17 protein-coding genes are annotated in these 14,244 nt (G+C 72.0%); 9 read left to right on the forward strand and 8 right to left on the reverse strand.

Going from position 1 to position 14,244, the window contains the following annotated elements; genetic code table 11:
* Positions 1 to 7: 7 nt before the first annotated feature.
* Positions 8 to 1,684: an MOSC domain-containing protein gene (locus ACZ7OU_RS26280; protein WP_470257126.1), complete on the reverse strand. Its 1,677-nt coding sequence runs from the start codon at positions 1,682 to 1,684 to the stop codon at positions 8 to 10.
* A gap of 11 nt (positions 1,685 to 1,695) precedes the next feature.
* Entirely contained in the window at positions 1,696 to 2,196 is a 501-nt protein-coding gene (locus tag ACZ7OU_RS26285; protein ID WP_470257127.1) for a CGNR zinc finger domain-containing protein, read from the reverse strand.
* A gap of 93 nt (positions 2,197 to 2,289) precedes the next feature.
* On the opposite strand from ACZ7OU_RS26285, the gene ACZ7OU_RS26290 reads away from it, so the two are divergent.
* The 3 genes from ACZ7OU_RS26290 to ACZ7OU_RS26300 are packed head-to-tail and all read left to right on the forward strand — an operon-like array spanning position 2,290 to position 4,289.
* Positions 2,290 to 3,159, forward strand: coding sequence for a DUF427 domain-containing protein (locus ACZ7OU_RS26290; RefSeq protein ID WP_470257128.1), 870 nt, complete (start codon positions 2,290 to 2,292; stop codon positions 3,157 to 3,159).
* Position 3,160: 1 nt separating this feature from the next.
* Positions 3,161 to 3,868: an SDR family oxidoreductase gene (locus ACZ7OU_RS26295; protein ID WP_470237429.1), complete on the forward strand. Its 708-nt coding sequence runs from the start codon at positions 3,161 to 3,163 to the stop codon at positions 3,866 to 3,868.
* Entirely contained in the window at positions 3,852 to 4,289 is a 438-nt protein-coding gene (locus ACZ7OU_RS26300; RefSeq protein ID WP_470237428.1) for a VOC family protein, read from the forward strand. The genes ACZ7OU_RS26295 and ACZ7OU_RS26300 overlap by 17 nt, the downstream gene beginning before the upstream one ends.
* Here ACZ7OU_RS26300 and ACZ7OU_RS26305 read toward each other — a convergent pair.
* The 5 genes from ACZ7OU_RS26305 to ACZ7OU_RS26325 form a co-directional block, all read right to left on the reverse strand.
* Positions 4,274 to 5,062 carry a glycoside hydrolase family protein gene (locus ACZ7OU_RS26305; protein ID WP_470257657.1) on the reverse strand — a complete coding sequence of 263 codons (789 nt, stop codon included), beginning with the start codon at positions 5,060 to 5,062 and terminating at the stop codon, positions 4,274 to 4,276. The two genes, ACZ7OU_RS26300 and ACZ7OU_RS26305, sit on opposite strands and share 16 nt — an antisense overlap.
* A 127-nt stretch (positions 5,063 to 5,189) precedes the next feature.
* Positions 5,190 to 6,119, reverse strand: coding sequence for a DODA-type extradiol aromatic ring-opening family dioxygenase (locus ACZ7OU_RS26310; RefSeq protein WP_470257129.1), 930 nt, complete (start codon positions 6,117 to 6,119; stop codon positions 5,190 to 5,192).
* Positions 6,119 to 7,012 (reverse strand): alpha/beta fold hydrolase, encoded by an 894-nt coding sequence (locus ACZ7OU_RS26315; RefSeq protein ID WP_470257130.1) that lies wholly within the window; start codon positions 7,010 to 7,012, stop codon positions 6,119 to 6,121. The genes ACZ7OU_RS26310 and ACZ7OU_RS26315 overlap by 1 nt, the downstream gene beginning before the upstream one ends.
* Positions 7,009 to 7,515: a cupin domain-containing protein gene (locus ACZ7OU_RS26320; protein ID WP_470237425.1), complete on the reverse strand. Its 507-nt coding sequence runs from the start codon at positions 7,513 to 7,515 to the stop codon at positions 7,009 to 7,011. The genes ACZ7OU_RS26315 and ACZ7OU_RS26320 overlap by 4 nt, the downstream gene beginning before the upstream one ends.
* 13 nt (positions 7,516 to 7,528) lie before the next feature.
* A complete protein-coding gene (locus ACZ7OU_RS26325) occupies positions 7,529 to 8,320 on the reverse strand; it encodes an SDR family oxidoreductase (protein ID WP_470257131.1) in 792 nt (263 codons plus the stop codon).
* A gap of 21 nt (positions 8,321 to 8,341) precedes the next feature.
* Here ACZ7OU_RS26325 and ACZ7OU_RS26330 point away from each other — a divergent pair, with 21 nt between their 5' ends.
* The 4 genes from ACZ7OU_RS26330 (at position 8,342) to ACZ7OU_RS26345 (ending at position 11,581) form a co-directional block, all read left to right on the forward strand.
* Positions 8,342 to 9,169 (forward strand): IclR family transcriptional regulator, encoded by an 828-nt coding sequence (locus ACZ7OU_RS26330; protein ID WP_470257132.1) that lies wholly within the window; start codon positions 8,342 to 8,344, stop codon positions 9,167 to 9,169.
* 81 nt (positions 9,170 to 9,250) lie between these two features.
* On the forward strand, positions 9,251 to 10,741 hold the full coding sequence (locus ACZ7OU_RS26335) for a flavin-containing monooxygenase (RefSeq protein ID WP_470257133.1): 1,491 nt from the start codon (positions 9,251 to 9,253) through the stop codon (positions 10,739 to 10,741).
* A 13-nt stretch (positions 10,742 to 10,754) separates the two neighbouring features.
* Entirely contained in the window at positions 10,755 to 11,204 is a 450-nt protein-coding gene (locus tag ACZ7OU_RS26340; RefSeq protein ID WP_470257134.1) for a cupin domain-containing protein, read from the forward strand.
* Positions 11,201 to 11,581, forward strand: a complete 381-nt coding sequence (locus ACZ7OU_RS26345; protein ID WP_470257135.1) for an SgcJ/EcaC family oxidoreductase — start codon at positions 11,201 to 11,203, stop codon at positions 11,579 to 11,581. The genes ACZ7OU_RS26340 and ACZ7OU_RS26345 overlap by 4 nt, the downstream gene beginning before the upstream one ends.
* Here the strand turns inward: ACZ7OU_RS26345 and ACZ7OU_RS26350 are convergent.
* Positions 11,560 to 12,294: a hypothetical protein gene (locus ACZ7OU_RS26350; RefSeq protein ID WP_470257136.1), complete on the reverse strand. Its 735-nt coding sequence runs from the start codon at positions 12,292 to 12,294 to the stop codon at positions 11,560 to 11,562. The genes ACZ7OU_RS26345 and ACZ7OU_RS26350 overlap by 22 nt on opposite strands.
* Positions 12,295 to 12,634: 340 nt before the next feature.
* Between ACZ7OU_RS26350 and ACZ7OU_RS26355 the strand changes: the two genes are divergently transcribed.
* A complete protein-coding gene (locus tag ACZ7OU_RS26355; RefSeq protein ID WP_470257137.1) occupies positions 12,635 to 13,309 on the forward strand; it encodes a DUF4190 domain-containing protein in 675 nt (224 codons plus the stop codon).
* 63 nt (positions 13,310 to 13,372) lie between these two features.
* Positions 13,373 to 14,140 (forward strand): SDR family oxidoreductase, encoded by a 768-nt coding sequence (locus ACZ7OU_RS26360; protein WP_470257138.1) that lies wholly within the window; start codon positions 13,373 to 13,375, stop codon positions 14,138 to 14,140.
* The last annotated feature ends 104 nt before the right edge of the window (positions 14,141 to 14,244 follow it).

Raw genomic sequence — 14,244 nt, forward strand, 5'->3', positions numbered from 1 at the left:
GAGGCTTTCAGAGGTCCAGGACGACGTCCTCCCGGGGCCGGGCGCAGCAGACGAGCGCCTCGCCGTCGGCGGGCGGTTCGAGGGGGTCGGGGTCGTACTCCACGCGGCCCGAAAGCAGCGGTGTCACGCACGTGTGGCAGACCCCGGTCCGGCACGACCAGCGCGTCGGCACGTCGCACGCCTCCGCGAACTCGAGCAGGCTGGGGTACTCCTCGCTCCACGGCACCGTGAGGCCGCTGCGCGCGAACGTCACCGCCGGGCCGGTTCCGGCCGCGCCCGCGGGGACGTGCGGGGTCTTCCGGACGACGCCGGTCAGCCCGGGGTTGACCGCGGACACGCCGCCGAAGAGTTCACTGTGGACGCGGGCAGCGTCGAAGCCCAGTGACACCAGGGCTTTCCGCATCGCCGTCATGAACGCGTCCGGGCCGCAGAGGTACGCGGTCGCGTCGGTCGGGAGGTCCAAAGTGGACAACTCGGCGAGGGTCAGCCGGCCGCTCTCGGCCGTGTAGTGGAGGTGTTCACGGCCGTGGGGGAGGCTCGCCACGAGCCGGTGCGCCTCGGCCGTGAACGCCTGCTCGGCGGCCGTCCGGGTGGTGTGCACCCAGCGGACTTCCCGGGACGTCCGGCGCGCGGCCAGCGCGTGCAGCATCGCCAGCACCGGCGTCACGCCGATGCCCGCGGACACCAGCACCACGGGACGGTCGTCGTCGGCCAGGACGAAGTCGCCCCGGGGCGCGGCGACGTCCACCAGCGCGCCGGGGGCGAGCCGGGTGGTGAGGTAGCCGCTGACCACCCCGTCCCGCTTGACGCTGATGCGGTATTCGTGGTCCGACGGCGCCGCCGACAGCGAATAGCTGCGCACCGGCGCGGGGTCGCCGGCGCCGGGGACGCGCAGCGTGAGGTACTGGCCGGGTTCGGGCCGGGGGAGCGGCGCGCCGTCGTCGGCGGCCAGGTGGATCGACGACACGGTCGTGCTCTCGGGCACCACCCGGGCGACGCGCAGCCGGCGGAAGCCGCGCCAGCCGGCCGGCGCGGGGGCCGGCGCCGCGGCCAGGAGGTCGCGGAACGACCCCTGCCAGCCGGGGCTGAGCGCGGGGATGTCGACGGCCTTGCGGAGCGCGTCGGCGTCGCGGCCCGGCAGGTAGAGGAGCGCGTCGATGTCCGCGACGCTCATCTCGTGGCGGCCGGTCCGGGTGCGGACGATCTCGTCGCCGGCTTCGACGTGGCCTTCGGTGATGACGCGCAGGTAGAAGCCGGGCCGGTGGTGCGCGACCAGCAGGGACGGCATCCGCGGCTCGCCCAGGCGCATCCCGACGCGGAAGCACGTGACGCGGGGCTGGGTGACCTCGAACTCGGCCTCGCCGATCCGGTAGCGGTCGCCGATGTGCACCTCGTCGTCGGGCAGGCCGTCGACGGTGAAGTTTTCGCCGAACTGGCCGTCTTCGAGGTCATCGCGGCCGAGGAACCGCCGCCAGTGCTCGTAGGACTGGCGCTGGTAGACGAGCACCGCGCGGTTCTCGCCGCCGTGGCCGCCCAGGTCGCCCTGGCCGTCGCCGTCGACGTTCAGGCGGCGGACCATCAGCCTGCCGCCGACGGGGTACTTGAAGATTCCCGTGTGGACGGTCCGCCCCTCCCAGGGCACGTCCTTCGGCATCCCGACGTTCAGCGACACCAAGCGCGCCATGGTCGTCTCCTTCATTCCGCCGAGCGGGAACGCTGGTAGTGCCGCCGGGCCTTCATGCGGTTGCCGCAGACGGCCATCGAACACCAGCGGGCGCTGTTGGGCTTGCTGTGGTCGATCAGGAACAGCCGGCACTCCGGGTTGGCGCACGGGCGCAGCCGGCCGGGGCTCGACTTGGCGAGCGCGTCCCAGGCGAGCACCGCCCGCGCGGCGGCCGACCGCCCGGCCGGCACGTCGAGGACCCACTCGACGCCGTCGTTGCCGAAGGATGCCCGGTAGGTGACGTCGTCGACGAACCGCGCGGCGGCGGTGGGCGCCTCGTGACCGCGGACGATCCCTTGCAGCACGGACCGCGCCTCGAGCAGCGCGCGGTGCTCGTCGCCGGTGGCCGGCTGCCCGTGGCCGGCGAGCCACCGCCGGGCCGCCGCCTCGTCGGCGAGGTCATCACCGGGGACGCCGTCACGCACCGGGGTGGTGTTCAGCAGGTCCAGGAGCAGTGTCTCGTCGGTCTTCATCGGCCTAACCTCCAAACTCACACTTGACAGGTTACAGTACCGGTGCTTCCATGTCTAACCATCAAACAAAGTTTAAAAGGTTAGGAGGAGGTCATGGGACTGGCCTGGCAGCAAGGACCACTGGCGACGCGGGCGGTGGGGCACTTCCTGGTCGAGCAGCCGCTGCCCGAGCGGCTGCTGTTCGCCGAGCCGCTGCGGCGGCGGATGCGCGTGCGGTTCGGCGGGGAGTGGGTGGCCGACAGCGAGGACGTCGTCCTGCTGCACGAGCCCGGCCGCTACCCGGTGGCGTACTTCCCGCTCGCCGACGTCCGTGACGACGTGCTCGTCGCCGAGAACCGGACGACGACGCACCGCGACCTCGGGCCGACCGAGTGGTACGCGGTCTGGACGGCCGACAAGCAGGCCCCGCGCGCCGCCTGGCGCCACAGCGGCCTCCCGGGCCACGCCGACGTCCTGCGCGACCGCGTCGCGTTCGCCTGGCGGGCGATGGACGCGTTCTACGAGGAGGACGAGCGGATCGTCGGCCACGCGGCCGATCCGTACCACCGCGTCGACATCCGGCAGACCTCGCGCCACCTCGTCGTGCGCGACGGCGACCGCGTCGTCGCCGAGACCCGGCGCCCGGTCGTGCTGTACGAGTCGGGCTTCGCGCCGCGCTGGTACGTGCCGCGCGAGGACATCGACCTGGACGCGCTGACGCCGGTCGAGGGCGAGACCTTCTGCCCGTACAAGGGGCTGGCCGGCTACTTTGACATCGGGTCCGGCAAGCGCGCCGCGTGGTCGTACCCCGAGGCGTGGCCCGAGGTCGAGCGGGTGTCCGGGTTCGTGTCGTTCGAACCGGACGTCGTCGACGTGACCCTCGACGGCCGCAAGCTGTCCCTCGAACCGGGCCAGACCGTCACCCCGCACGGCATCGACCGGGGCCTGGACCCCGACGAACTCCTTGCCTCGAAGGGAAACTGAGATGACTTCCTTGAAGGACCGCACGGTCCTCGTGATCGGCCGCGGCAGCGGCATCGCTCGCGCGGTGACGCTCGCCGTCCGCGCGGCCGGGGCGACGGTCGTGGTCGCCGGGCGCGACGAAAAGTCCCTCGTCTACGACGATCCGGACGTCACCACCGCGTCGGTCGACCTCACCGACGAAGCCTCCGTCGCCGCCCTGGCCGAACGGCTCGGCCGGGTCGACCACGTCGTGTCGACGGCGTCGGCCCGGGCCCGCGGCACGGTCGGGGAGCTCGCCCACGACGTCGTGCTGAGGTCGTTCGACGTCAAGGTGCTCGGCCCGCTGCTGCTGGCGAAGCACTTCGCGCCCCGCATGCCCGAAGACGGCTCGTTCGTCTTCTTCTCGGGATCGTCGGCGCGCAAGCCCGCCGCCGGCATGCTCGCCGTCGGCGCGACCAACGCCGCGGTGGACGCGCTGACCCGGGGTCTCGCGGTGGAGCTGGCCCCGATCCGGGTGAACGCGGTCTCGCCGGGCACGATCGACACCGGGGCCTACGACGCGCTCGGCGAGGAGAAGAAGGCCGCGCTGTTCGCCGCCCGCGCGGCCACCAGCCCGGCGCGTCGCGTCGGCCGTCCCGAAGAGATCGCCGAAGCCGTCGTCTTCGCGCTGGGCAGCGGCTTCCTGACCGGTGTCTCCCTCAACGTCGACGGCGGTGAACCCCTTGTCTGAGTTCAGCATCGAGGTCCTCACGCTGCCGGTCACCGACGTCGACCGGGCGGTCCGGTTCTACCGCGCCCTCGGGTTCGTTCTCGACGTCGACTACGCGCCGAACGACGGTTTCCGGGTCGTCCAGCTGACCCCGCCCGGGTCGGCGGCGTCCATCCAGCTCGGGGTCGGCCTGACCGGCGCGGCCCCGGGTTCGGCCCGGGACCACTACCTGGTGGTGACCGACATCGAGGCGGCACACCGGGAACTGGCCGGCCGCGACGTGCCGGTCAGCGCGCTACGCCACAAGAAGTCCGCGGACTGGCAAGGGGACTACGCACCGGGTGCTGACCCGGACCGCCGTGACTACGCGAGCTTCTTCGACTTCGCCGACCCGGACGGCAATACGTGGATCGTCCAGGAACGCGGCTACACCGCGCGGTAGGCGACGCCGCTCGCGTTCGGGGTCGTGCCGGCGTAGAGGCCGGTCGGGGACGTCGCCGTCGACAGCGAGAACCACGCGTACCGCTCGACGTACGACTGCCCGTCGAGCATCGCGGTGGACCGCTTGACGAAGTCGACCTGCTGGGCCGAAGACGGGTAGCGGGGCGTCGAACCGGAGAAGTCGATGAGGGCGTATTCGGTCAGCCAGATCGGGAGGTGGTAGCGGTCGTGGACCTTCTGCAGGTACGACTGCAGCTGCCCGCTCGCGGCACTGGAGAAGTCGCCGCCGTACCAGTGCAGCGGGATGAAGTCGACGCGGTAACCGCGGGCCTTCGCGCCGCTCATGAACCGGTCGAGCCACCCGCCCGCGACGTCACCGCCGTAGGCCACGGCCGGCGCGCCGAGCCGCAGCCCGGTGGACTGCAGCCGCGGCCAGAGGTCCAGCGCGGTCTCGACGGGCATGCTCGCCTGGCCCGCCAGGTCCGGTTCGTTGAAGCCCAGCAGGGCGCGGCCGTTCGCCTTCGCCCGGTCGAGCTGGTCCTGCGTGACGGAGTCCCGTCCCCAGATCATCGGCACGAACTCGGTCCCGGCGGGCACGGCGATGCCCTGGGGATCGGGCGCCCACGTGTAGAACCACTTCGCCCCGACGTCCTTCAACGCGGTCGCGGCGCCCGAGTACGGGTTGGCGCTGACGCCTTTCTTGGCGCTCGCGCCGGCGGCGGGCGAGGCGAAACCGCCGAGAGCGAGAAGAACGACGGCCATGACGGCGAGCATTTTCTTCACGAGCTGCTCCTCGGCGGAAGTCGCGCTGGTCCGCTACCGGCGTAACGCACCGCCGAGGCTCGCGGCAAGATCGCGGTGACGCCGAGGGTGCGAACAGGTACCGTCCTTGCCCGCGAGATCAGGCCACCGGGAACGTGGTGCCGATGCCCATGCCGGTGATCCACTCCGGGACCGGCTCGTAGCTGGTCCAGACGAGCGGCGCCCCGGCGGCGACCTGGCCGATCAGCCAGCAGCGGATCTCGTGGCCGCCGCTGCCCGCCATGGCTTCGAGCGTCTCGTGGCCCAGGTCGGCCACCGAACCCGCGTCGCCGGTGCGAAGGCGGTCCAGGAACCACCGGTCCCACTCGGTGTTCACCCGCGCGCCCGGGTCGCCGCCCATGGCGCGGACGCGGGGCTCGCGGGCCGCCGCGAAGGCGCGGACGTCCGCACGGCCGTGGATCAGCGACTCGCGGCGTTCGCCGGCCACCTCGCGGGGGTCGTTCGACGGCAGCCAGTGCGACAGCCCGCCGCTCGCCGCCACCAGGACCCGGCCGGGGAAGCTCGCCGAACGCAGCGCCGCCCCCAGCGCCTCGCCCAACGCGACACACCGCCGCAAGGTGGGCAACGGCGGCGCGGCCGTGTTGACGACGATCGGCACCATGGGCAGCGCGGCGCCGCCGGTGAGCATCTCGTAGGTCTGCACGATGCCGTGGTCGACGGTCAGGGAGTACGACAGCGACACGTCGAAGCCGGCGTCGGTCAGTCCGTTGTGGACGGACCAGGCCAGGTCCCCGGCGACCGGCAGCGGACCTTCGGTGCTGCCGAAGTCTCCGAACCCCACCGCGTGTTCGACGCCCAGGACGAACGGCGGCATCACGTCGTAGAAGTTGCCGTGGAAGTGGTCGGGCCCGATCACGACGATCGCGTCCGGCGCCAGCGCCGCCACCGCGGACCGCGCCCGCGAGGCGTCGGCGAGGAACTTCGCGCCCGGGCCGCCCTCGGCCGGTGGCGGCAGGAGCGTCGCGAACGGGCTGTGGGACATGCCGGCGAACCCGGCGAGGCCGGCCATCAGGACGGGTCCTCTCCGGTCAGCAGCCAGGTGCGGTGGACGTCGAGGAACTCCGGCACCTTCTCCCACTGCGGCCAGTGCCCGGCGTCGTCGATGACGTGCAGCAGCGCGTCGGGCAGCCAGCCGAGCAGCAGCTCGGCCTCGTCGAGCCCGCCGGTGGGGTCGTGGCTGGTCCACAGCAGCAGCGTCGGCGCCTTGACCTTCGACACCCACGCCGGGTCCCACGCGAAGTCCTTGCGGATCTCGGGGTCCTGCAGCACGAGCGTGTTGCCGATCGCCCGGACGAACCCCGGCCGGGAGTAGACGCGGCGGCGCAGGTTCACCAGCTCGTCGGTCACCATCTCCTTGTGGTGGAACAGGAACTCGACGCGGCGGCGCACGGTCTCGTCGCTCGGGTCGAGCACCGCGGCCATCGTGCTGTCCCGCATCCGCGCCATCACCTCGGGCTTGTTGGCGATGTTGCCCGGGGTGTTGAGCACGAGCTTCTCGACGCGGTCGGGGTGGTGGGCGGCGGTCCAGGCGACCACCCAGCCGCCGAGCGACTCGCCGGACAGGTGGGCCCGCCCGATGCCGAGAACGTCCAAAAGGGACACGAGGTGCGCGGACAGGACGTCGATCGTGTACGGCCGGTCGGGCAGGTCCGACCAGCCGTGGCCGACCATGTCGTAGGCCGTGACGCGGAAGTCGCGGGCGAGCCCGGCCAGGTCGCGGGCGTAGGCCTCGAGGTGCCCGCCGGTCCCGTGCAGCAGGACCAGGTCGGGTCCGGCGCCGGCCTGCAGCACCCGCGTCCGCACGGGACGTCCGTCCAGCGGCACGTCGACGTAGCGCAGGGTGTGTTCGAGCTCGCCCAGCTCGCCCCAGATGCCGACGTGCTCGGGGATCGGCTTGGTCACTGGTCCTCCCGGTGGTCGAAGCGGGCGCGGGCCTCGGCGAGGCTCGCCATCCCCGCGCTTTGGCGGCGGTTCAGCCCGAGCGGGCCGAGCAGCCGCGAGTTCTCGATGGTCAGGAACTCGACCGGGTGGCCGGCCGAGTCGTTGTGGTGGCGGTGCCAGGTCCACGGCGGGGTGTAGACGAACGACCCCGTCGTCCAGCTCACGGTCTCGTCCTCGATCTCGCTGTGGCCGTCGCCGGACAGGACGAAGTGGACGGTCTCGTGGTGGTGCCGCTGCATGTCCGAGCTCTCGCCGGCCGGGATGACCTGCCGGAAGAGCTCGAACGTCGCGGTCGGCAGCGTGCCGGCGATCCGCAGCGACGTCGGGTTCGGGACGGCGCCCGGCGGGATCTCTTCGAGGTCGCCGTCGTGCACGACGAGGGGCCGCCGCCCGTCGGGGCGGACGGTGTGGCTGATGCTCGCGAGGAAGTCGGTCATGGCGAAGCCGGGTCCGGTCGTGGTCATGCGCACCTTCCGCTCAGGCGGGACATTCCGTGCGGCCGCCGTCGACGGTCAGCACGGTTCCGTTGACATAGCCTGCTTCGGGCGAGGCCAGGAACGCCACCGCGGCCGCGACCTCGCGCGGCGCGGCGGCCCGCCCGGCGGGGATGGCGGCGAGGTCCTCGGCCATCGCGGTCGCGACGTCGACGCCCGCCGCACCGGCCCGGCCGCGCACGATCTCCAGCCGTCGCGCGGTGAGCGTGGCGCCGACCGCGACGCAGTTGACGGTGACGCCGCGGTCGGCGTACTCGAGGGCGGCCAGCTTCGCCGCCGACGTCGTCGCCGAGCGCAGCACCGTGGACGCGGCGAGCCCGGGCTGCGGCTGCCGGACCGCCGTCGAGCTGATCACGACGATGCGGCCGAAGCCACGTTCGGCCATCGCGGGCAGTGCGGCGCGCATGAGCGACAGCGGACCGAGGACCAGCAGATCGAGGTCGTGGTGCCACTGGCCGGCCGGGACGTCGAGCACGCGGCCGGGTGCCGGCCCGCCGGCGTTGACCACGAGGACGTCGAGCGAGCCGTGGCGCTCGCGCACCCGGGTCACGGCGTCGGCCGCCGCGGCCGGATCGGCGAGGTCGCACACGACGTGCCCGACGTCGTCGCCGAGGTTCGACGCGGTCTCGGCCAGGGTCGACTCCGTGCGGCCGGCGAGGACCACGCGGTGGCCGGTCGCCAGCAGCGCGGCCGCGCAGGCCGAGCCGATGCCGCCGGCACCGCCGCCGACGAGGGCGACGCGACGGCGCTTCGCGTAGGACTGGTTGCTCTCCATGATGTGACCTACATTCGGCCCATGACCGCCGGCCGGCCAAAGCCGGGTCCCACTGCCCGGGACCCCGAAAGCGCCCCAGACGTCACCGGGGCACTCGAACGCGCCGCCGCGCTGCTCGACGCCTTCGACGCGGCTCATCGCGAGCTGACGCTGTCCCGGCTCGTCGAGCGCAGCGGATTGCCGCGTTCGACCGTGCACCGGACCGCGGCGCGGATGATCGAGCTCGGCTGGCTGGACAAGCCCGGCGAGAAGTACCGGATCGGCAACCGCCTGTTCGAGCTGTCCGGCCTGGTGCCGGTGCGCCACGAGCTGCGCGAGGCCGTGCTGCCGTACCTGCAGGACCTCTACGCGGCGGCCAAGACGACCGTGCAGCTCGGCGTTCTCGAAGGCACCCGGGTGCTCGTCGTCGAGAAGATCAGCGGGCACCGCCAGCTGCCGATGCTCGACCAGGTCGGCGGGTTCATCCCGGCGCACTGCTCCGGGCTCGGCCGGGCGATCCTCGCCTGGTCCGGCGCCGACGTCGTCGCGGCGGTGGTGGCGGCCGGCCTCACGCGCCGCACCCCGCGCACCATCACGAACGCCGACGCGCTGGAGCGCGCGCTCGCCGTCGTGCACGAGCAGGGCTGGGCCTACGACCGCGAGGAGGGCAACCCCGGCATCAGCTGCGTCGCGGCCCCGATCTTCGACTTCACCGGCACCGTGACCGCCGCGCTGTCGGTCACCGGGCCCAGCGCCGCCGTGCAGCCCGAGCGGATCGGCCCGGCCGTGCGGATGGCGGCCGCGGCGGCGAGCCGCGCGTACTCCGCCCGGCGGTGGGCGGTGCCCCGGCCGGAGCTGCCGTCCCAGTGACCAGGACTCGCGGTTGGGTCGCGGCCCGCGGCTGATCCACGCTGTGGCGCACAACGAATGCCTCGACGAGGAGGACCAGGCATGCGCGTCGCGATCATCGGGGCCGGACTGGCCGGGCTGACCACGGCCAAGGTGCTGCTGCAGGCCGGGCACGACGTCGAGGTCTTCGACAAGGCCCCGGACGTCGGCGGGGTGTGGAGCCGGATCCGGCGCTACCCGGGGCTGACCACGCAGAGCCCCAAGGCCCAGTACTCCTTTTCGGACTTCCCGATGCCGAAGCACTTCCCGGAGTGGCCGACCGGCGCCCAGATCCAGGAGTACCTCGCCGGCTACGCCGACGAGTTCGGCGTCACGCCTCACCTGCGGCTCGGGACCACCGTCGAGTCGGTGGTCCCCGACGGTGCGCGGTGGGCGGTGACCACCGGGGCGCAGGGGGCCTCGGTGGTCGACCGCGTCGTCGTCGCCAACGGCGTGTTCTGCGAGCCGGCGCTGCCGGACTACCCGGGACGCGCGGAGTTCGAGGCGGCGGGCGGCCGGCTGCTGGCCGGCTCGGACTTCCACGACGTCGAAGACGCGCGGGGCAAGCACGTGCTCGTCGTCGGGTACGGCAAGTCCGCGTGCGACGTGACCGTGGCGATCAGCGACGTCGCCGGGACGACCGACGTCATCGCCCGCCAGCTGCTGTGGAAGGTCCCGCGCAAGATCGCGGGCGTGCTCAACTTCAAGATGCTCCTGCTGACCCGGCTGGGGGAGGCGCTGTTCCGCTACCGGTGGCTGCGCGGGTTCGAGAAGTTCCTGCACGGCCCGGGAAACCGGCTGCGACGCTCGATGCTGAACTCCATCGGCAGCGTGTCGGTGCGGCAGTTCGGGCTCGCGAAGCACGACCTCGTGCCGCGCGGGCGGATGGAGGACATCGTCAAGAACGCGATCGGCCTGGCCACCGAGGGGTTCTTCGAAGGCGTGGCCGACGGCTCGATCCGCGTCCGCCGCGACCAGGTGATCACGCGGCTGTTCGCCTCCGCCGACGGCCCAAAGGCCGAGCTGGCCGACGGCACGGTGCTGCCGGCCGACCTGGTCGTCTGCGCGACCGGGTTCACCCAGGGCGTCCCGTTCCTGCCCGAGACCATCCACAAGGGACTCTTCGACGAGCGCGGGAACTTCCTGCTGTACCGGCAGATCCAGCCCCTGGACGCACCGGGTCTTTACTTCAACGGGTACAACTCGTCGTTCTTCAGCCCGCTCAACGCCGAGATGGCGGCGGTGTGGATCGCGGCCGACCTCGCGGGCGCGCTCACTCTGCCCGACGAGGCGGCCCGGCGCGCGGACGTCGTCGCACAGCTCGCCTTCCTGGACACCGCGACCGGCGCGCACCACTGCCGCGGCACCAAGATCATCCCGTTCTCCATCCACAACGTCGACGAGGTGCTCGGCGACCTCGGCGTGCAGATCGGCCGCTTCACCCGCTTCACGCACTGGCTGAACCCGGTGGTCCCCGCGGCCTACCGCTCGCTCACGCCGGCCGTGCTGACCCGGCTGAAGGACGCCCCCGAACCCGCGAAAAGCCCGCTGTAGCAAAGGAGTTCCGATGAGCACCGCGACCGGCCACCACGTCATCCACCCCGGCGACGGCACCAACCTCGGCGCGATCGGGCTCGGCATCCACGCCCGCCTGACCGGCGCCGACACGAACGGCGCGTACTCGCTGTTCGAGTACGTCGTGCCGCCGGGCCTCGGCGGGCCGCCGACCCACGTCCACACCCGCGAGGACGAGCTGTTCACGTGCGTCCAGGGCCGCGTCGAGGTGGAGCTCGACGGCGAGCGGCACGTCCTCGGCCAGGGCGACTCGCTGCTGATGCCGCGCGGGGTGCCGCACGTGTTCCGCAACCCGTTCGACGAGGAGACCCGCGTCATCGCGGTGGTTTCGCCGCCCGGGCTGGAGAACTACTACCGGGAGCTGTCCCGGCTGCCGCCCGGCCGGGACATGAAGCTCGTCGCGGAAGTGATGACCCGCTACGGGCTGGAACTGCGGAAGTGAGCCGTGAGCGGATGGTCCGCGCGATGTGCGCGGCGGTCGACGCGGGCGACGCTCCGGCGTTCGCCGCGTGGTTCGCCGACGACGCGACGTACGTGTTCGCGAACGACGAGCCGCTGACCGGCCGCGCGGCGATCACCGCGGCGACGGCCGGCGCGGCGGGCGTGTTGCCGTGGGTCCGCCACGTCGTCGACCAGGTCGCGGAAGTGGGGGAGGACCAGCTGTTCTGCCGCTTCACGATCGAAACGGCGGCTCCGGACGGCGAACAGCTGGCCCTCCCGTGCGTGACGGTGATGCGGCTGGCGGGCGACCGCGTGACCGACTACCGCGTCCACATGGACATCACGCCGGCCCTCGGTCAGGCGCCGGGACCCGAGTAGATCTCCGACGCCGGGGGAGCGGTGACCGTGGTCGGCTTGTCCCAGTCGGAGAACTCCAGCGTGCCGCTCTTGGCCTCCTGCATGCGCAGCAGGTAGTGCGGCTCGGCGGCGGCGACCGTCGCGGTGCCGTCGGCGCTGGTGAACGTCAGCGCCGGGACGCCGCCGGTGGTGGTCTCCCCGCCGGCCTTGAACGGCTCCGAGTCCAGCTGGCCGACGGTGTTGTCGGTGAAGGTCTTGTAGTCGAGGAACTGCTTGAACGACTCGCCGATCCCCGCGCCGATCTGCGACGTCGAAGGCACCCACTTGTCCTTGAGCAGCTTGCCCACCGACGCCGGGATCCCGGCCTTGTCGATCAGCGACTGGCTGAACCGGAAGAAGTACTTGTCCCCGACGCGCAGGACCGGGATCTCGAGCCCGTCCTGCACCACGGTGCCGCTGGCGCTGTCCGGGTTGAGCTGCAGGTCGAGGTTGACATTCCCCTCGGTGACCGTGCCGCGGACGTGGACGGACTTGGCCTGCTTCGCGGCGGCGGCGACGGCCGAGCCGGCCTTCGCGCCGTCGAGCGAGGCGGCCGCGACGCTGGCGGAAGTCGGGGCGCCGGTGGACGAGCCGGCGGCCGGCGACGGCGTCCCGGCGGTGCTCGAGCAGCCGGTGCAGATCAGGGCCGCGACGGCCCCGCCGGCGATGAGTGCTCCCAGGTGGTGACGAAGCATGATGTGAAGACCCCTCGTGAAGGTCCGGATGATCCGGACACGATCGGGATATCGACCGGACGGGTGATCCGTTACGGCCTGACGCGAGATGTCTCCCGAGTCCGCTCATGTAATCCGTACGAGTGAACTCAGAGCTTCAATTTCTCACCCTGGGTAACGGCAGTGAGTCAGTCGCCAACCGCGTTCAACTGCGGAAATGATCGAGGGCCGACGTGACCGAGTCTCGTTCGTTACCGGGAGTGGCTTCCGGGCCCTGTTACGCGCGAAGCCCGCGTGACGACGGATGGCGCAGAGCGTGACCGCATTCGGTCCTGCCGCCGCTGCACTGAAAGAGGCAACCGTGTCCTACGCCCCGATGTCGCCCGTGCCACCCCTGTCCGCTCCGGTCCGATACAAGAACGGCCTCGGCACCGCCGGGTTCGTCCTCGGCCTGGTCGGCCTGATCTTCGCGTTCATCCCGATCATCGGCGTCATCGCGTGGCCGATGGTGATCCTCGGGCTCGTCTTCGGCATCGTCGGGACGCTGCGCGCGAACCGCGGCCAGGCGAGCAACAAGGGGCTGGCCATCGCCGCGGTCGTGCTTTCGGTGCTCGGCCTGGTCATCTGCGTCGTCTGGGCGGCTGCCTTCGGCAAGGCCGTCAACGACACCGCGAACGGCCTGCCCGCCGCGGCGGCGCCGGCCGCGGTCGCGGACGCGGGATCCGCGCCCGCCGCGGCGGCCCCGAGCGCGGCGGCGTCGGCCAAGCACACCATCGTCCTCGAGGTCACGACGGCGGCGAAGTCGAACGTGCAGTGGAACAGCGGGTTCACCGCGAACTCGCAGGACGTCCTGGAGAAGGGCAAGACCTGGAGCCAGACCCTGTCGATGGACGACCTGGCGTTCACCACGGTCTCCGTCACCCCGGTCGACTTCAAGCTGGGCGCCAAGGACAACACCTGCAAGATCACCGTCGACGGCAAGACCGTCGTCGAGCAGCACAACAGCGTCGGCGCCTTCTGCACCTACCAGCCCTGAACGCGGGCTCGGCGGAGCGCGCTTGACAGAAGCGGACATGTGTCCACTAAGCTAATCGGACACATGTCCACTTCGATCGGGGAATCAATCGTGACCATTCACGGCAAGGTCGTCGCCATCACCGGTGCCAGCAGCGGCATCGGTGCGGCGACCGCCCGTCACCTCGCCTCGCACGGCGCGGCCGTCGTCCTCGGGGCCCGGCGCACCGATCGCCTGGACCGGCTCGTCGCCGAGATCGAAGCCGGCGGCGGAAGGGCGGCCGCCGTACGCGTGGACGTCACCGACCCCGGCGACCTCCACGCGCTCGTCGCCACGGCCGTCGAGCGCTTCGGCTGGCTGGACGTCCTGGTGGGCAACGCCGGGGTCAGCCGGATCAGCACGGTCGCCGACCTGGACGTCGAAGGCTGGTCGGCGATGGTCGACGTGAACGTCAAGGGCATCCTGCACGGCATCGCCGCGGCGCTCCCGGTGTTCCGCCGGCAGGGCAGCGGGCACCTGGTCACCGTCGTTTCGACCTCCGGCCTGAAGATCGTCCCGACTCAGGCGGTGTACGCGGGGACGAAGAACGCGGTCCGCACGCTCCTGGAGGGGTTGCGGCAGGAGAGCACCGACGGCGTCCCGCGGACGACGTCGATCTCGCCCGGCTACGTCCGCACCGAGCTCATCGACCACGCCGTCGACGACCCGGCCGTGCGCGAGCAGGCCCAGCGCACGATGGCCGAGCTCGGCATCGACCCCGAGGCGGTGGCGAGGGCGATCGCGTTCGCGATCGACCAGCCCGACGACGTCGAGATCGGGGACCTGACCATCCGCCCGGCCCGCCAAGGCTGACGCGGTTGCGTTCGGGTGGCACATCGCACTCCCGCTGCACGCGTCGTGATCGTGGTCGTCTTTCTTCATGGGAGCACGTTCGGTGAAAAGATCACCGAATGGGA

Source organism: Amycolatopsis sp. NPDC114505 (genome assembly GCF_055633615.1).